The sequence below is a fragment of the Paenibacillus sp. JT22N15 genome (genome assembly GCF_059383755.1).
The window spans coordinates 146,542-163,113 of the sequence record NZ_JBXENV010000011.1 but is presented as its reverse complement, the minus strand read 5'-3'; the positions used below and the strand labels follow the sequence as shown (position 1 = coordinate 163,113).

Annotated in this window: 17 protein-coding genes; 14 read left to right on the top strand and 3 right to left on the bottom strand. The window is 49.5% G+C overall.

Annotated features, from left to right (window positions below; genetic code table 11):
• The first annotated feature begins 15 nt into the window (after positions 1-15).
• From AC50X8_RS22055 to AC50X8_RS22020, 8 genes are all read left to right on the top strand, one after another.
• Positions 16-627 (top strand): 5-formyltetrahydrofolate cyclo-ligase, encoded by a 612-nt coding sequence (locus AC50X8_RS22055; protein ID WP_494864190.1) that lies wholly within the window; start codon positions 16-18, stop codon positions 625-627.
• Between the two features lie 24 nt (positions 628-651).
• Positions 652-1,146, top strand: a complete 495-nt coding sequence (gene moaC / locus AC50X8_RS22050) for a cyclic pyranopterin monophosphate synthase MoaC (protein ID WP_056043561.1) — start codon at positions 652-654, stop codon at positions 1,144-1,146.
• 65 nt (positions 1,147-1,211) lie between these two features.
• Positions 1,212-1,706: a MogA/MoaB family molybdenum cofactor biosynthesis protein gene (locus AC50X8_RS22045; RefSeq protein ID WP_046229101.1), complete on the top strand. Its 495-nt coding sequence runs from the start codon at positions 1,212-1,214 to the stop codon at positions 1,704-1,706.
• A gap of 68 nt (positions 1,707-1,774) precedes the next feature.
• Positions 1,775-2,791: a molybdopterin-binding protein gene (locus tag AC50X8_RS22040; protein WP_494864305.1), complete on the top strand. Its 1,017-nt coding sequence runs from the start codon at positions 1,775-1,777 to the stop codon at positions 2,789-2,791.
• A 41-nt stretch (positions 2,792-2,832) separates the two neighbouring features.
• Positions 2,833-3,063, top strand: a complete 231-nt coding sequence (gene tatA, locus AC50X8_RS22035; RefSeq protein ID WP_056043563.1) for a twin-arginine translocase TatA/TatE family subunit — start codon at positions 2,833-2,835, stop codon at positions 3,061-3,063.
• A gap of 37 nt (positions 3,064-3,100) precedes the next feature.
• A complete protein-coding gene (tatC, locus tag AC50X8_RS22030; protein ID WP_081419174.1) occupies positions 3,101-3,916 on the top strand; it encodes a twin-arginine translocase subunit TatC in 816 nt (271 codons plus the stop codon).
• A 234-nt stretch (positions 3,917-4,150) separates the two neighbouring features.
• Positions 4,151-5,308: a YhgE/Pip domain-containing protein gene (locus tag AC50X8_RS22025; protein WP_056043566.1), complete on the top strand. Its 1,158-nt coding sequence runs from the start codon at positions 4,151-4,153 to the stop codon at positions 5,306-5,308.
• Between the two features lie 71 nt (positions 5,309-5,379).
• On the top strand, positions 5,380-5,967 hold the full coding sequence (locus AC50X8_RS22020) for a TetR family transcriptional regulator (protein ID WP_056043569.1): 588 nt from the start codon (positions 5,380-5,382) through the stop codon (positions 5,965-5,967).
• Positions 5,968-6,078: 111 nt separating this feature from the next.
• Here the strand turns inward: AC50X8_RS22020 and AC50X8_RS22015 are convergent, their stop codons facing one another.
• Entirely contained in the window at positions 6,079-6,723 is a 645-nt protein-coding gene (locus AC50X8_RS22015) for a GntR family transcriptional regulator (protein ID WP_056043572.1), read from the bottom strand.
• A 229-nt stretch (positions 6,724-6,952) separates the two neighbouring features.
• Between AC50X8_RS22015 and AC50X8_RS22010 the strand changes: the two genes are divergently transcribed.
• The 4 genes from AC50X8_RS22010 to AC50X8_RS21995 all read left to right on the top strand — a co-directional run bounded on the left by AC50X8_RS22010 (position 6,953) and on the right by AC50X8_RS21995 (position 11,811).
• A complete protein-coding gene (locus AC50X8_RS22010; protein WP_494864191.1) occupies positions 6,953-8,191 on the top strand; it encodes an MFS transporter in 1,239 nt (412 codons plus the stop codon).
• A gap of 183 nt (positions 8,192-8,374) precedes the next feature.
• Positions 8,375-9,331, top strand: coding sequence for a carbohydrate ABC transporter permease (locus AC50X8_RS22005; RefSeq protein ID WP_494881515.1), 957 nt, complete (start codon positions 8,375-8,377; stop codon positions 9,329-9,331).
• A 30-nt stretch (positions 9,332-9,361) separates the two neighbouring features.
• Positions 9,362-10,201: a carbohydrate ABC transporter permease gene (locus AC50X8_RS22000; RefSeq protein WP_494881511.1), complete on the top strand. Its 840-nt coding sequence runs from the start codon at positions 9,362-9,364 to the stop codon at positions 10,199-10,201.
• 200 nt (positions 10,202-10,401) lie between these two features.
• A complete protein-coding gene (locus AC50X8_RS21995) occupies positions 10,402-11,811 on the top strand; it encodes an ABC transporter substrate-binding protein (protein ID WP_494881507.1) in 1,410 nt (469 codons plus the stop codon).
• A gap of 109 nt (positions 11,812-11,920) precedes the next feature.
• On the opposite strand, the gene AC50X8_RS21990 is transcribed toward AC50X8_RS21995, so the two are convergent.
• Positions 11,921-12,070: a hypothetical protein gene (locus AC50X8_RS21990; protein ID WP_155973654.1), complete on the bottom strand. Its 150-nt coding sequence runs from the start codon at positions 12,068-12,070 to the stop codon at positions 11,921-11,923.
• A 479-nt stretch (positions 12,071-12,549) separates the two neighbouring features.
• On the opposite strand from AC50X8_RS21990, the gene AC50X8_RS21985 reads away from it, so the two are divergent.
• Positions 12,550-14,403: a cache domain-containing sensor histidine kinase gene (locus AC50X8_RS21985; RefSeq protein ID WP_494881502.1), complete on the top strand. Its 1,854-nt coding sequence runs from the start codon at positions 12,550-12,552 to the stop codon at positions 14,401-14,403.
• Positions 14,396-16,042 (top strand): response regulator transcription factor, encoded by a 1,647-nt coding sequence (locus AC50X8_RS21980; RefSeq protein ID WP_494881500.1) that lies wholly within the window; start codon positions 14,396-14,398, stop codon positions 16,040-16,042. Before AC50X8_RS21985 ends, AC50X8_RS21980 begins: the two co-directional genes overlap by 8 nt.
• 262 nt (positions 16,043-16,304) lie before the next feature.
• Here the strand turns inward: AC50X8_RS21980 and AC50X8_RS21975 are convergent, their stop codons facing one another.
• Positions 16,305-16,517: a hypothetical protein gene (locus AC50X8_RS21975; RefSeq protein WP_494881498.1), complete on the bottom strand. Its 213-nt coding sequence runs from the start codon at positions 16,515-16,517 to the stop codon at positions 16,305-16,307.
• Positions 16,518-16,572 lie beyond the last annotated feature (55 nt).

Sequence of the window (16,572 nt, the reverse complement as noted above, 5' to 3'; positions counted from 1 at the left end):
GGCAGAATAGCGGTTATGGCGGACAATGAAAAATCGCAAATTAAAGCGGAAAAACAGCGTATTCGAGCGGATGCTGCTAAAGTCCGTGATCGCCTGTCGAAGCAGGATCGGGCATTATGGTCCGGGCTTGCTTGCGGCGCGTTAAGCCAGTGGCTGGAAGCGCACCCACAGCAGCGCGAAATCATGTGTTATGTTCCGTTTCGCTCCGAGCTGGATATGTGGCCGCTAATGGACTGGTTGTGGTCAACAGGACGTGAAGTAATCGTGCCTCGTTGCCATCCGCTTGATCGCTCGATGACACTGTACCGATTGCAATCGCCAGCAGATTTGATGGAGGGCGCATACGGAATCCGTGAGCCTGATCCGGCAAAATGCGAGGAGCTTCCGCAGGGGCATGTGCCAGACAGCATCATCGTCCCCGGCATTCGGTTTGACCGCATGGGCGGACGAATGGGTTATGGCGGAGGCTATTATGATCGCTTCGCCGAGCGGGCAGGCGAAGCAGGGAAGCACGCGATATGGATTGGCGCAGCTTTTGAGGCGCAGGTTGCAGAGCAGGTTCCGATGCAGGAGCACGATTTGAAGATGAACGGAATCGTAACGGAATCCGGGATTCATTTCATATAAAAGCCGTGAGGGGGAGAGTGTGCTGTGGGGTTGACGCATTTTAACGAGCAGGGCAGAGCCAAAATGGTGGATGTAAGCGATAAGGACGTTACGTCTCGCAGCGCTACAGCACAGACGACCGTTACGATGCACAGCGAGACGCTGGAACGGATTAAAGCGGGAACGATAGGCAAAGGCGATGTGCTGGCCGTCTCTCAGGTTGCAGCTATTATGGCCGCAAAAAAAACATCGGACGTCATTCCAATGTGTCATCCGCTTCCATTGACTGGCGTGGATGTGCGCTTTGACGACAATGGCGCAGATGAGCTCTACATACAGGCATCCGTGAAAACAACAGGTAAAACTGGGGTCGAGATGGAGGCGCTGACGGCGGTTTCGATCGCCGCGCTTACCGTTTACGATATGTGCAAAGCAATCCAGAAGGATATGGTGATTGGCCCAACACATCTTGTTTCAAAAACCGGTGGCAAAAACGGCGATTACCAGTTTCAAGCGGAAGCAGACTCGAGAGAAAAATAAAGCAGGGCGGCTGTTTCCAGCGATGGAATCACCCATGATCGGACAAGGGATGGGAGGAACGGTATATGCAGTGGAAAGTGGCTATTTTGACGGCTAGTGATAAAGGCTCGCGCGGTGAACGTGAAGATACGAGCGCTCAAGTTATCAGGGAACTGGTAGAGGAGGAGCTTGGCGGCGTTATTGTCGATTATCGCATCGTTCCGGATGAGCAGGATGAAATTATGGCAGCCATCATTGAGATGACCGAATATTATCAGGCGGATTTACTGCTGACAACGGGAGGGACAGGCCTTGCGATCCGTGATGTGACGCCTGATGCTACATTGCGCGTGGTTGATCGGGTCATTCCAGGGCTGGCAGAAGCGATGAGGTTTGGCGCTATTCAAAAGACGAGAAGCGCGATGCTGTCCAGAGGCGTATGCGGCATCCGTGGCAAGTCGCTGATTGTGAATTTGCCGGGCAGCCCGAAAGGCGTCCATGAAAGCTTAATGGCCATTATGGATCAGCTGCCTCAGGCGCTTGAGATTATTTCCGGTACACAGGGCGAGGACGTGCTATGAGCAGCTCCGGACAGCAAGAGCAGCAGCAAGAGCAGCAAAAGCAAGCAGTCACAGCGGCTGAGCTGAGTTTGGAAAGCAAGACGGTGCTAAAGGAAGTATCCATCTACGATGCTATTGGTTTGCGGCTGGCTCATGACCTGACCCGTATTGTGCCGGGCGAGTTTAAAGGCCGAATTTTTAAAAAAGGCCATATTATAACCGAAGCCGATATTCCCAATCTGCTCGATATTGGCAAGGAGCATATTTACATTATGGAGCTTGCCGATGGCGAGCTTCATGAGGATGATGCTGCAAGCAGGATGGCAAAGGCGCTTAGCGGAGACGGCATTTGGCTTAGCGAGCCGCATGAAGGCAAAGTAAGCATGAAATCAGAGCTGCTGGGGCTCGTCGAGGTTGACGAAGCATTGGTGCATGCGATTAATTCGCTGGGTGAAATTGCGCTTGCGACGGTAAAGACGAATAGCGTAGTGAAGAAGGACGGGCAGCTCGCGGCTACTCGCGCCATACCGCTTGTCGTGCCGGAGTCCAAGGTAGAGGAAGTGGAGCGGCTGGCGGCTGAATATCGCTCGGCACATAAGGGCGCTGCTCCACTTCGGGTAAAGCCGTTTCGCAAGCTGCGAGTTGGTCTGCTTACGACGGGTGGAGAAGTATACGGCGGAAGGATCGAGGATAAATTCGGTCCCGCTGTCCGCAGCAAGCTGGAAGCCTTCGGCTCAGAGGTCATCGAGCAGCGTTTTGCACCCGACGACAAGCAGGTGATCGTTAATGAAATTAACTATTTGCTTAGGCAAGATTATGATATGATATTGGTAACAGGCGGAATGTCTGTCGATCCTGACGACCGCACACCAGGCGCAATTAAGGCGTCGGGTGCACACATTGTTAGTTATGGAACGCCGATGCTGCCTGGCTCCATGCTGTTAATGGGTTATTTGAACGAAGTGCCAATTCTTGGCTTACCGGGATGCGTCATGCATGACCCGTTTACTTCATTCGATGTCCTGCTGGCACGCATACTTGCTGGGCATCAAATTGTGAAGGAAGATATTACACAGCTCGGTTATGGCGGTTTGTACGGATGCTGAGTTTGGACAGACAACCAAGAGTGAGAAGGAGGTAGACGATTATGCCATCTATTGGTGCAACGGGAATTATTTTGCTGGTGCTAGTGGCCCTGCTGTTGTTTGGTCCGAACAAGCTTCCTGAATTGGGTAGAGCTTTCGGTCGGACGCTTAAGGAATTTAAAGCGGGTGCAAGAGATGTATTGGATGACGAGCCTAAGGAAAAAGAGGAGAAACGGATCGACGTTTCCAAATCAGAAAATACTGAGTCGAATAACAAGCGGCTGCCGGATTAATCGGGCCCGCTTTTTTTCTGGAAGGAGATTGTGACAGATGGGAATCAGGCAAGACAAAGCTACCGAACAACCCTTTAATCGCGAACGGCTGCGTGAGGAAGGCCTGATGCCGCTGCTGGAGCATATCGGAGAGCTTCGCAAACGGATTTTTTATATGCTGCTTGTTATTTTGGTCGGTCTTATTGCCGGATTGTTTGTGGCCAAGCCTGCATACGATTTCATTATGAGCCTTGAGCCAGCGCGCTCTCTGCCGATGCATACGTTTTCCTTGTGGGATGGCGTCGGCGTCTATATGAAATTTGCGCTCGTCATTGCGCTTATTATTACGATTCCGTTTACGGCATATCAGCTATGGGCATTCGTTAAGCCGGCTTTGCATGTGAAGGAACAGCGGGCAACGCTTAAATATATTCCATTCGCTTTATTGATGTTTTTGGTGGGATTGTCGTTTTCTTATTTTGTCGTTTTTCCACTCGCGTTCCATTTTACCAGAAATGTATCGGACAGTTTGAATTTGGTGGAGACGTTCGGAATTATTCAATATTTCACCTTTATGTTTAATATTTTGATTCCGATTTCGCTCTTATTTGAGCTTCCGCTGGTCATTATGTTTTTGACCGCAATCCGGATTTTGAATCCGATTCGTTTGCGCAAAATGCGCCGTATCTCTTATTTTATTATGATTTTTATTGGGGTTGTAGTGACGCCGCCCGATTTTGTATCGGATGCGCTCGTTGCTATCCCATTAATCGGCTTATATGAAATGAGCGTCTTCCTGTCCGCTGCAATATACCGCAAGCAGCTTGCGGCAGACAAACTGCGGGAAGAGGAAATGAATGAAGAAGCGTCATAGCTTCATGCGATCGGCATGATAAAAATCCCTGTATCCGTTGCTTTTATGGCAGCGGGCACAGGGATTTTTATCATTTATTTGGCTGAAGCTCGACTTAATAAGCTAGCTGGAAATCATAATTTTCATGTTGACAATTTTTGAAGCAAAATATATTATTAAAACAGTTGTTTAAATCGATTGTTTAAAACATTTGTTTAAACCGGATAAATAGACACAGACAGGATGGGATTGGCGATGAAAAACACGATTCAAGCTTTTATGAAGCGTCCAACAACAATTGTTGGTATTATTACGGCGCTTATGTTTCAAATTGTATTTTCAGTTATATGGATGACAGGTTATAATGGAGTGACCGATCGTATTGATAAATTGCATATTGCAGTAGTCAATGAGGATCAACAGTTCGGCACGCAAATTGCAGGCTCCTTGGTTAGCAGCTTGCCTTTCCAAATGTCGCAGCCATCCAGTCTTGAGGATGCGAAGCAGCAGCTTAACGCACGCGAGCTGCAAATGATCATTTATTTCCCTGCTGATTTTACGCAAAAGGCGATGGCAGCAGATGGCAAAGCGGATATTGGCTATATTATTAATGAATCCAATCCTGCATTAATTAAATCTATTATGAGCGGCGTTGCCGCAGAAGTAACGAAAGAAGCTAATGCACAGGCGATAGAGCAAGGTATTGCCGGTACGCTTGGCAAGGCGGGTATTCCGACGGAGCAGGCGGCAATTGCCGGTCAAAGCTTAGCGGAACGTATTACGGCGAACATTGAATCGACCAACCAAGTCAAAGGCATGAACAATCAGATGGTTCCGATGATGATGGTACTAGCTTCTTATGTTGGCGCGATGATTATGGGGATGAACCTGGAGCAATCGTCGATGATGGTTAGTGCTGGGGCAGGCCGCTGGAAGCGTTTTGCAGCTCGCAGCATCATTACGGCAGGATCGGCAATTTTCGTTTCTCTGATTGGTTCTTCTTTGCTTGCTGCATTCAATGGACAAATGGAGCAGGGCTTCTTGAAGCTGTGGCTGTTCCAGCTCATGTTCGTGCTTGCTTTTATGTTTGTTTCTCAAATGTTCCTGTACGTGTTCGGCATGGCTGGCATGCTGTTTAATATTATTGCGCTGTCTGCGCAGCTCGTTTCTTCCGGCGCAATTGTGCCGCGTGAGCTGCTCCCAGATTTCTATGTAAAGCTTGGAGAAGCGCTTCCTGCAACTTATGCAGTTGAGGGGCTAATGAATGTGCTGTTCGGTGGCACGGGCATCGGAAGCGAGGTCGCAGCACTGGCTATTATTGCGATCGTCGGATTTGTGATCAGCATGGCAGCGGTTGGCTTGAAGAAGCAAGCTGTGATGAAGCCAGGGCAGATGGCAATGAAGTCTAATTAATTCGTTTCCGCGCTTTCTGGTCAGCCCCGAGTGCTTGCGTCAAATAAAGTGGTTGCCGTTAGGAGGCTGAGATGAAAGCTGCGGATATCGATGTGAAAATGAGAATTTTGCTGGCAGCGAAAAAGCTGTTTGCCGCTCAAGGCTTTGACAGGACATCCGTCCGGCAAATTTGTGAGGAAGCGGGCGCGAATGTGGCGCTGATCTCTTATTATTTTGGCGGAAAAGATAATTTGTTTTTCGCCCTGTTTGAAGCTTTTTTTCCTAGCAGAGGCATTGCTTCTATCGCTCAGGATATGGAACCGCTTGAAGGCATAAAGCTCGTTATTCGGGAGCTGCTCACCTTTCGTTACGAGGATGCTGAGCTCTCTTACATTATTCAATGCGAGTTTGCGCTGAACACTCCACGTATTGAAATGATTGAAGAGCGTGTCCTGCCGTTATGGCAGCTGGTGCATCAATGGCTGTTGAAGGGGCATGAACAGGGAGTGTTTGAATTTAACTCCATTCATACGGCTTTCACAGCGGTTAGCTCAACCCTGCTTTTTCCTAAAGGTAATACTCGTATGCTGGTGCTTATGGGAGAGGATACGACCACGCTGGAAGAGCGGATTGCAGATACGACGGCCTTTATTCTAAAAGCGTTAAAACCGTCGGAATAAGCCGAATAGCATTATCCATAAATACGAGAAAACCAACTTTAACTCCGTTTTAACAAGCGGGGAGTGAAGTTGGTTTTTTTCACCTAAGATGAGCAAATTCCAGCTTAGTGCCTAAATATGAATGCTTACATTTTTCTTCATCATCAGGGAAGCAGCTTCCGCATCACGGGCTTCCAGCGCGTCAATGATCGCCTGATGCTCTCTAACTCCTACCTGGGCAATGAAAGCAGGCTGTTTAATAAATAAATACTTATAGCGGCGCAGGTGCATTTGCAGCGAGGAGGTGAAGGATTGAATATAGGCATTATCCGCCAGCTCCAAAATGACATTATGGAATTCCTCATCATATTCGATCGCTTCATAAGGCTTATTCTCCTGAATGCATTTCGCAAACTGGGCGTTCAGCTCGTTAAGGCGGGTTATATGCTCCGGCTGAATATGCGGCACTGCAAGCTCTGCCGCGAGAGCATTCAGAGCAACAAGCGGCGCATAAAGCTTAGGCATATCCTCTTCTTCAATCATCGTCACTCTTGTTTCCTTGCTGGGCAGCATTTGTACAAGCCCTTGTACTTCAAGCAATTGCAGCGCTTCGCGAATCGGCGTCCGGCTGACGCCAAGTGCATCTGCAAGCTCGGCATCGATCAGCTTCTCTCCGGGCTGAAGCGTGCCTTCTATAATCCATTTCTGGAGCTGGGCTAAAGCCCGGTCCTTCGCAGATATGCGCAGCGGCGAGGAATAATTAGTCGGTATCGGCATTGCATCACCTTCTTCAAAAAAAATTCGAGCCGCAGCTCTTAAACGGCGTTATTGGCTACTTCCTATCATATATCGAAGCAGCAAGAGGGCGCAAATGGATTAAAGTAAGCTCGATATAAACAAAAAGCAATCGTGAAAATAAATCTTGCTATATCATACATAATCAGAATATAATATGCAATATATCGCATATCAAACGTCGATTTTTACTTCGAAAAAGGAGAACCTAATGTCAACCAATCAAGCTGCTATTCGGCCAGCTCCGGCCAATGTCGCGGCCACCACTTTTTTTCCGATTTTGTTTGCTGCAAGCTCCGTGCATTTGCTCAATGATACGATTCAATCGATTGTGCCTGCGCTGTATCCGGTGCTTAAAGATTCTTTTTCGTTAACCTTCTCGCAAATTGGTTTTATTTCTTTAATTATTAATTTGACAGCAGCGATTTTACAGCCGCTTATTGGTATTTTTACTGATAAACGGCCGATTCCAAGGCTGCTGCCGATTGGCATTCTTTTCACCCTGGCGGGTGTGCTGGTGCTGTCCTTCTCAGCGTATTATTGGATGATACTCGCTGCGGTTATGCTAATTGGGGTCGGGTCAGCAATATTCCATCCGGAGTCGGCGCGGGTAGCTTATGTGGCAGGCGGGGCGCGCAAAGGACTGGCGCAATCGATTTTTCAATTTGGCGGAAATATTGGACAAGCGCTTGCTCCGATTATGACAGCGATGCTGTTCGTACATACGGGGCAAAAGGGTGTCGTCTGGTTTTCCCTGCTGCTTGTTGTCGGGTTCATGCTGCAAAGCTACGTCGCCCGTTGGTATACGAAGCACTTAAAGGCTGAGAAGGAGCGCAAGGGGACGGTGCAAAATCATCCGTTCGCGAGAAGCGGTCTCTCTAAGGGAAGAGTTGCAGTTGCGGTTACGATTATTATGATTTTGGTATTTTCTAAATACGTTTATATTTCAGCGATAACGAGCTATTATTCTTTTTACGCAATAGAAAAATTCGGGGTATCGACGAGCCAGGCACAATTGATCTTATTCGTGTTTCTGGTTGCAAACGTTATTGGGCTGCTGTTCGGCGGCATGCTAGCGGATAAATTCAGCCGCAGGGCGCTGATTTGGTTTTCGATTTTGGGCACGGCACCCTTTTCACTTGCCCTGCCGTATGCGAATTTGACGCTTTCGGTTATTTTGATCTTTTTTGCGGGGCTGATTTTGGCTTCGGCGTTCTCGATCATTATGGTGTATACGAACGAGCTGCTGCCAGGCAAGGTCGGGCTTGTATCCGGCATATTCTTCGGCCTTGCCTTCGGGCTTGGCGGTGCGGGATCGGCGATTCTCGGCAATCTTGCTGATGCGACAAGCATTGTGTTCGTAATTCAATGCTGCTCGTATTTGCCGCTGCTGGGGCTATTCACTGTATTTCTCCCCTCTGACAAAAAGAATAAGCCGCTGCAAGCATAAGCGAAAAAAGGTAAGAGCGATGATTGGCGCCATAAGGTGCTGGTCATCGCTTTTTTTTGCCAGATGCTCAAGCTTGCCTGCGATAAAGTCAAAATAATGATATAGGTTGGCAAAATACCGTCACAGCGCGAGCGCCATTTTTTCTATGATAAAGGTATCCATTATAGATCGAGGTGAAGGCTCATGAATCCGCTACAAGAAACAACGACCAAGCAGAAGCATTCAGGCAAACAGCAGCTGGCGGCGAGGCGGTCAAGCGGCGCGATCCAGCGAAAAGAAACGCTCGCAGGTTTTCTGTTCGTAGGCCCGATGCTCATAGGAGTGACGGTGCTGACGCTGCTGCCGATACTCGCTACCTTCGGGCTGTCGCTGGCGGACTGGAATTTTATCGCTGGCTTTGATGGCCTGAAATGGGTCGGCTTCGATAATTTTGAGCGGCTGGCGAAAGATGCGGCATTCCTAAAATCGCTGAAAAATAATGCTTATTTTCTACTGACCGTTCCCGCTTATTTGGCGGTTTCGATGTTTCTCGCGATTATGATCGACAAGCATGTGTATTTGAAAGGCTATTTCAAGGTTGCGTATTTCATGCCGTACATTTCCAGCATAGTAGCGGTAGCTATCGTCTGGCAGGTGCTTTTCCACCCGTCAGCGGGACCGGTTAATCAACTGCTCATGGCGCTCGGTGTCGAAAATCCGCCGAAATGGATTGCTGATCCCAAATATGCGCTTCCATCGCTCATGATGATTACCGTCTGGACGGCTATCGGTTTTAATATGATCGTGTACATTGCAGGACTGCAATCGATTCCGCGGGATTTGTATGAGGCGGCCGATATTGATGGAGCAAACGCCTGGGTAAAATTCAAAAGCATTACGTTCCCGCAGCTGTCGTCAACCTCCTTTTTCCTGCTTGTAACAGGCATTATTTCGACGTTCAAGGTGTTTGATTTAATTGCGATTTTGACCAAAGGCGGGCCGCTTTCCTCGACCAGCATGATCGTCTGGTATTTATACGATACGGCATTCGTCAATTTGAAAATCGGCTATGCCTCCTCGATGGCGGTCGTCCTGTTCGCTTGTGTGCTGCTCATTACCCTTCTGCAATGGGTCGGACAGAAGAAGTGGGTGAATTATTAATAGCATTTCTATAAGGGAGGCAAGAAGAGAATGAACCAAAAAACGATAAATACGGTTCGCAAATCGATTTTCACGGTGCTTATGATGGGCATGAGCATTTTGTTCCTGCTGCCCTTCGTCTGGATGCTGTCCACTTCCTTCAAAATTGAGGCGGATGTGTTCACCTATCCAATTCAGTGGATACCGAAAACGTGGCATATCATCGAAAATTACAAGGAAGTGTGGAATGGGCAATTTCCATTCTATAAATACTATTTGAATTCCATTAAAATTACAGTAGTCACGACGATACTATCGTGCATCGTATCCGCGCTTGCTGCTTATGGCTTCTCCAAAATCCAGTTTGCAGCAGGAAAATATTTGTTTCTTATCGTACTCGCCACTTATATGATCCCGCAGCAGGCGATTTTGGTGCCGCAGTTTATTTTGTATCGCTCGATTGGTTTTTTCGACAGTCATGTGGGACTTATTTTGCTCGGCAGCTTCAGCGTGCTTGGCACCTTCATGCTGCGCCAGTTTTTTATGGGCGTTCATAATGAATATATTGAATCGGCGAAAATCGACGGGGCGGGACATGCCCGGATATTTATGCAAATTGCGTTTCCGCTCGTGCGTCCAGCCGTTGCGACGTATGCGATTTTGCGCTTCATTTGGACATGGAACGACTACCAGAATCCGCTGATCTTCCTGCGGACGGACAGCTTGTACACGATTCAATTGGCGATGCAAAAGTTTACGACCATTAACGGCGAATTTTATTCGCTCATTATGGCGGCCGCCGTATCGTCGATCGTGCCGCTGCTGATTATTTTTGTCATTGGGCAAAAAAGCGTCATCGAAGGTATTGCACTGGGCGGAGTAAAGGGGTAGTCTAATCTGTTGCAAGATGTACAGCGGCAGACACTGCCCCAAGCGGGCTGCTAGGGGAAGTCAAAATAGTCGTAAATGTAGTCAATATTGTAGTATAGGAGCGGGCAGCCGCATTGCTACAATAACGATAGATAGAAAGCGCATACACACATATTTCACACAGCTATCGTTATTTTTTTATTTTCATGAGGAGGGTTTGCATGTTTAGAAAAATGAAATGGTTATCGCTTATGCTGATGTCGATCATGATGGTGGCGGCGGGCTGCTCATCAGGCGGAAACGCAGAGAGCGGCGGAGCAGCGGCTTCGCCAGCAGCGAGCAGCAGCACGGAAAGCCCGATGCAGGGGGCGCCTGATGAAGAGGTTACGATTAAGCTGCATACGTTCGGCAACGAAGCGAGCTATAATTGGAAGCAGACGATTGCGGCATTTGAGGAGAAAAATCCAAACATCAAGGTTGATGTTGTCGTATTGAGCGAGAAGGGCGATACGCAGGAGGCGATTCAGAAGCTGGATCTTGCCGCTTCCTCCAATGAGCAGATGGACGTCATTATGTTCAGTGACCCGGCTGGCTATGCGCAGCGCGTTGGTCTTGGCATGGTTGCTCCGATTGACGATTTTATTGCTAAAGAGGGCTTTAAGGTTAATGAGGAGTACAAGGTTGATACGATGCTGGACGGCAAATATTATGCGCTGCCAGGCAAGTTCAACCCTTGGTATGTTCTGCTGAACAAGACGCAGCTGACCGCTGCCGGACTAGATGTGCCAACCGAATGGACATGGGATGACTTTATGAGCTATGCGAAGACGCTCACGACAGGCGATGGCGCATCGAAGCATTACGGCACGTATTTTCATGGTCCGCAAAATGGCGGCTGGATGGAATTTCTGAAGCTGGCGCTGGCGAATCAACCGGATAATACCGAGTTTTTGAAGGCGGATGGCACGTCCAATCTGGACAATCCGCTCATGCGCAAAACGCTGGAGCTGCGCGTGCAAATGGAGAAGCAGGACAAATCGGCATCCCCTTACACCGATATGATTTCGCAGAAGCTGCATTACCGCAATCAGTTTTTCAACCAAGCAGTCAGCATGATCATGATTGGCAGCTGGATGAACACGGAGCTTGGCGGAACCGAGCAATTCCCGCTTAACTTTGAAGTGGCAGTCGCTCCTATTCCGAAAAATGCAGCCACAGACGAAGGCGGCTACACGATGGTGACGACGGATTATGTATCGGTTGCAGCTGCTTCCAAGCATAAGGATGCTGCGTACCAGTTTGTTCGCTGGTATACGACTGAAGGACAGATCGCTCAAGGTAAAAATGTTCCGTCCTGGAATGGCATTGACGATTCCCAGCTGGAATCGATTATTGATACGATTTTGAGTGGTACGGCAAATCCGGAGAAGGTCGACAAGCAGTCGCTGCTGTCGGTGCTGAAAAACGCCAAATCGTCCAAAATCATTCCGCCCGTTACGTATCAAGCGGAAATTTATAAAGTGATCAATGAGGAGTACGAGAAGCTGATTTTTGATCAGCAGGACGTTGATCAAACGATTGCCGCCTTGCAGGAGCGTGTGCAGCAGGTGATTGATTCGAACAAAAAGTAGAAGAGGGTATGTGGTGGAAGAAAGTCTGCTGCGCAAACTTTTTCAAAATATAAGCATTTATAAGTTTCACCCTTATACTCAGCTTATATTTCACCGCGAAACGTTAGCTTTACCGCCAGAGGATGGCGACAGCCGTTTCACCTTGCCACACGGGTAAAGCATAGGAAGAAGTGCAGAGCTGTTGCTGCACTTCTTTTTGCCTGAAACCGCAGAAAATCAATGATTTTGCTGTATAGGTTGAGCTAAAGATTCCTGCCACCCTACTCCTTCCTTGCCCAAGTTGCTGCAACTGGGGCGGATCTTTACTGCTGGCGGAAATTCACTTGGCTCATATAGCTTTATACCGTGGCGTTCTTTATGCAATTGCGCTCTTTGCGTTGCTCGCGGACTGTAAAGTCCTTATTGCCCCATTTTCGTCCTTTTTCACATCGCTGCGGACTGTGAGGCGGTTATATTCCTCAAACTAGGCTCATTTCATGTTATGCAGCACATATAGCGGCTTCTGAGTCCGCGAGCACGGCCAAAGCTTGTTTTGCTCACAAATAACGGCGTCACAGTCCGACAAAAGGTATTTTCCATTTAAACAGCTTCATCTTAGGGGCAAAGCTGATCGACTGAAGCTTCCCGATCTTATATGCTCTAGTCCAATCGATATAGAAAAAATCTTAAGGGAAAACGACGCGGAAATGGTGCGTTTCAGTTACACTTGAAAGAACGACGAAAAAAAGGGGTGGGGTTATGTCTAGTCAATGGCTGTCGCTGCTGCGGCTGAGGTCGTTTCGCTATCGGTTGATGGTAGCGGCCGTCGTCTGTCTGCTCCTCCCCACTTTAATTACGCTCGCCGTCTACAATATGCTGACGAAGGATGCGATGAAGCAGGAGGCGGTCACGCAATCGCAGCAAAAGCTGGAGCTGGTGGATGGCTATGTGTCGAATTTGTTTAATTATATGTTTTATATCGCCAATAACGTACAGCTGGACTCGGAAATGAACCGGATTATGAAAGCGATTGCTTCAGGCAAAACCTACGAGGGCGCAAGCGCGGAATATGACCGCTACCTCGATCGCATGAAGATTATGAATAAAATTGAAAATATGACCGTCGTCGGCGATAAGGCGTATGTGACGATTTTGCTGAAGGACGGGACGAATTTTGCCAATTATTCGTTTGATGAATACGACCCCGGCTTATTTCGCGAGGAGCCTTGGTTCGCGCAGTTAAATGGGTTGTCCGGACTGCAATCGTTTTGGCCGGGAGCTACGCCGACGGTGTTTGACAGTGATAAAGGCCGCAGTCCCTACCAGCTGTCCATTGCCCGGGCATTGCGCGGCGACAGCGTAAATCCCTACGGCTACGTCATCGTGACGATATTGGAAACCAAGGTGAGCGATATTTTTCGGAAAATCGAGCTGGAGCAGGAGACGATGCTGCTTGGCAGCGAGGACCACATTTTATCGCATCCCGACGCCAAGCGTGTGGGCGAGATTTTTCCTTATGCAACGCTTGCAAGCGAGCAGTCGGACCCGCATATTTTGCAAATTGAAAACGAGGATTATTTAATGGCCTGGCATACGAATTCGCTTACGGGCTGGAAACTGGTGTCGCTTACTCCGTATGACCGCGCTGTATTTAAGCTGAATGTTATTTTCAAACGCGTCTTTACGTTCCAGCTCGTATCTTTCTGCTTATTTATGGTGCTGCTGCTTTATTTGCTGGGTAAATTTACACGGCCGCTCGTTCGTCTAGGGCGGGTAGCGGAGACGGTGCAGCGCGGCAATTTGGAGGTGCGCTCGGGCATTCGCGGGGAGGATGAGATCGGCTATTTGGGCCAGTCCTTCGATTTAATGCTCGATAAGGTGAAGGAGACGATTGGCGAAATTACGAAGACGCAGGTGCGAAAGCGCAAGGCGGAGCTTGCGATGCTCCAGGCGCAGATCAACCCGCATTTTCTGTTTAATGTGCTGAATTCGATTCGGATGAAGGTGCTGCGCAAAGGAGATTCGGAAAGCGCAGAAATGATCAGCTCGCTGTCGAAGCTGCTGCGGATGACCATTAGCCAGGATAAAGGCGTCATTCCACTTCATGAGGAAGTCGATCTCGCCATTGATTATGTAAGGCTGATGAATATGCGGCAAAAGGAGAAGGTGGAGCTGACGCTCGACCTGTCGCCTCTGAGCTTAACGGCACTCGTCCCGCGCTTCTGCCTGCAGCCGATTATTGAAAATGCGCTCATTCATGGCTTCAGCCAGCAGGCCGGCTTAATGACGATTAGTGCGAGCGAAGCGGAAGGCGGCTATCAAATAACGGTAAGCGACAGCGGTCAAGGCATTGAGAAGGGAAAGCTTGAACGGCTGCGATATAAGCTGGGCGCAGGAGCTTTAGAAAAGCTGGACCAGGGAGCCGCGGGCGAGGAAGAGGGAGAAATAAGCGCCTTGCCGGGCAAGTTTTCGGGCATTGGACTTGTTAATGTGTATGAGCGGATGGGCATAACCTACGGCGAGCGCTTCCAGATGACGATAGACAGCGATATCGGGCAAGGCACAGTCATTACGCTGTACATTCCGAAGCAGGTGGTGGATTCTGATGGTTAAGGTGATGCTGGTTGATGATGATTATCCTGTGCTGGATCTGCTGGCTTTTGCCATTGAGTGGGAGGAGCTGGGCTTTCGGCTGTTAGGCATGCATGAGAACGGTGAGGTCGCGCTGGCAGCGGCGCTGGAGGAAATGCCGGATATTCTGATTACAGATATCGGGATGCCGCGCATGGACGGACTGGAGCTCATACGCCGGCTGAAGGAGCACAAACCAGAGCTGCGCGTAGCGGTGCTGTCCTGCCACGATGAGTTTCGTTATGCCCAGCAGGCGCTCAAGCTGCAAGTGCAGGATTATTTGCTCAAGGATACGCTTGATCCTTCGGATATACGCAAGCTGCTGCTGCAATTTCAGGCGGAGCTGAATGAGACGAAAGATTTGCATATGGAGCAGCTCCGCAAGGAGCATATGGTCGATCGCAACAAGGCGCTGCTGAAGGAGCAGTTTATTAGGGCGACGCTTCATCAGCCGATGCTGGATCCCGAAAAATGGCAGCAGGAGCTGGGAGCATTCGGCCTGCCGTTCGGAGCCTCCGAGCGGGTCATTCCCGTGCTCGGCATCATCGACGATTACCCTCGGGCGCTGCAGCGTTTTCGCTCGGAGGAGGTGCTGCGTTTTGTAGTGGACAATGTTACCCGCGAGGTGATGGCGAGCAGGGAGACGGGCAGCCCCGCTGCCCATTTTGTGTACAGTCCACAGGAATCCTTCTTCATGCAGGTATGCCCGCATGGATTGAAAATAAACGGCTTTGACGAGGTAAAGCTGCTGCTCGCGGAAGTGCAGCGGATGCTCAAAAGCTCGCTGAAGCTGACGATGTCTTTTCTGATCGGTGATAGCGCGAGCGACCCTTTGCGCTTGCGGGAATCGCTGGCGGAGCTGCTTTCCGGGGCGGAGGCGCGCTTTTACCGCGCGCCTGGCTCTATTGTGAAGGCAGGCGCCGTGCAGGCGGCGCAGCCTGCAAAGCCAGGCAGCGACAATCCGCTGCTTGAAAGGTTTGGTGAGGCGGCCGAGCTGCTGCGGGAGGCGCTGCTGGGCCATAAGCGCGAGGCGGCAGAGGAGCTGGTGCGCCAGTGGCTGTTGCTCGCGGAGCAGCGGAGGCTGCCGCCCGAGCAGGTGAAGGATTGGGTGTTTAAGCTGCTGCTGGACGTAAAGCTCAAGCTTCAATTGATGCAGCATACCCGCTCAGCAAGCTCGATTGACGTCAGCCACCATGAGGTGTGGGAGCTGGGCAGCCTCTCCGAGCTGCAAGCGTGGCTGATTGCCCACTGCCTGTCAGCGATAACCGCCTCCGAAAATGGCGTCAGCGGCAGCAAGCGAGCCGAGGTCATCGACGCATGCGAATACGTTTCGCTGCATTTGGACAAAAAGATCAGTCTCGACGAGGTCGCCGACCAGCTGTTTATGAACCCCAGCTACTTCAGCCGCCTGTTCAAGAAGGAAATGGGCGAGACCTTTATCGAATATGTAATACGGATGAAAATGCATCGGGCCAAAGAGCTGCTTGATCAAACCGGCTCGCCCGTAGGCAAAATATGCGAGACGCTCGGCTACGATAACCAGAGCTATTTTATAAAGCTATTTAAGTCATGTACGGGTGTGACGCCTGTGGAATATCGGAGAGGGCAAAAGCGATTGTAAGAAGGACAAAGCGATTGTAAGAGATGCTAAGGTAGCTGGAAGCCTGTTATTTTAAGGTGAGATGGATAGTTGCTGAAGGTGTCGGGATCGGCTTGGAAATGGATAGAGTGGAGATAGGTAACAGATAGAGAGGAGATCGAGAGCAGATAGAAATGGATTGAGAATAGATCAAGAGCAGATCAAGAGCAGATAGAGAACAGATCAAGAGCAGATCGAGAACAGATCGAGGGCAGATAGAGAGCAGATCAAGAGCAGATCGAGGTCAGATAGAGGGCAGAACGAAAGCAGATAGTAACGGATAGGGAACGGAGAACAAACGAAAGGCTGTAGAAGTTTGGGGAGAGGAGCGGGATATATGGAGCAGAAGAAGCAACAGCAACAGCAACAGCAACAGCAACAGCAACAGCAACAGCAACAGCAACAGCAACAGCAACAGCAACAGCAACAGCAACAGCAACAGCAACAGCAACAGCAACAGCAAGAACAACTACCGCTGGAAAGGCGCTTTGCGGAGCGTTTCTCAGGGCAGC

What these genes read in the sequence shown, in the direction of transcription:
- AC50X8_RS22020 (WP_056043569.1), top strand. Translation starts at nt 5,380, where the DNA reads ATGAAAGCTGCGGATATCGATGTGAAAATGAGAATTTTGCTGGCAGCG.
- AC50X8_RS22045 (WP_046229101.1), top strand. Translation starts at nt 1,212, where the DNA reads ATGCAGTGGAAAGTGGCTATTTTGACGGCTAGTGATAAAGGCTCGCGC.
- AC50X8_RS22000 (WP_494881511.1), top strand. Translation starts at nt 9,362, where the DNA reads ATGAACCAAAAAACGATAAATACGGTTCGCAAATCGATTTTCACGGTG.
- AC50X8_RS22055 (WP_494864190.1), top strand. Translation starts at nt 16, where the DNA reads ATGGCGGACAATGAAAAATCGCAAATTAAAGCGGAAAAACAGCGTATT.
- AC50X8_RS21985 (WP_494881502.1), top strand. Translation starts at nt 12,550, where the DNA reads ATGTCTAGTCAATGGCTGTCGCTGCTGCGGCTGAGGTCGTTTCGCTAT.
- AC50X8_RS21980 (WP_494881500.1), top strand. Translation starts at nt 14,396, where the DNA reads ATGGTTAAGGTGATGCTGGTTGATGATGATTATCCTGTGCTGGATCTG.
- tatA (WP_056043563.1), top strand. Translation starts at nt 2,833, where the DNA reads ATGCCATCTATTGGTGCAACGGGAATTATTTTGCTGGTGCTAGTGGCC.
- AC50X8_RS22025 (WP_056043566.1), top strand. Translation starts at nt 4,151, where the DNA reads ATGAAAAACACGATTCAAGCTTTTATGAAGCGTCCAACAACAATTGTT.
- AC50X8_RS22010 (WP_494864191.1), top strand. Translation starts at nt 6,953, where the DNA reads ATGTCAACCAATCAAGCTGCTATTCGGCCAGCTCCGGCCAATGTCGCG.
- AC50X8_RS22005 (WP_494881515.1), top strand. Translation starts at nt 8,375, where the DNA reads ATGAATCCGCTACAAGAAACAACGACCAAGCAGAAGCATTCAGGCAAA.
- tatC (WP_081419174.1), top strand. Translation starts at nt 3,101, where the DNA reads ATGGGAATCAGGCAAGACAAAGCTACCGAACAACCCTTTAATCGCGAA.
- AC50X8_RS21995 (WP_494881507.1), top strand. Translation starts at nt 10,402, where the DNA reads ATGTTTAGAAAAATGAAATGGTTATCGCTTATGCTGATGTCGATCATG.
- AC50X8_RS22015 (WP_056043572.1), bottom strand. Translation starts at nt 6,723, where the DNA reads ATGCCGATACCGACTAATTATTCCTCGCCGCTGCGCATATCTGCGAAG.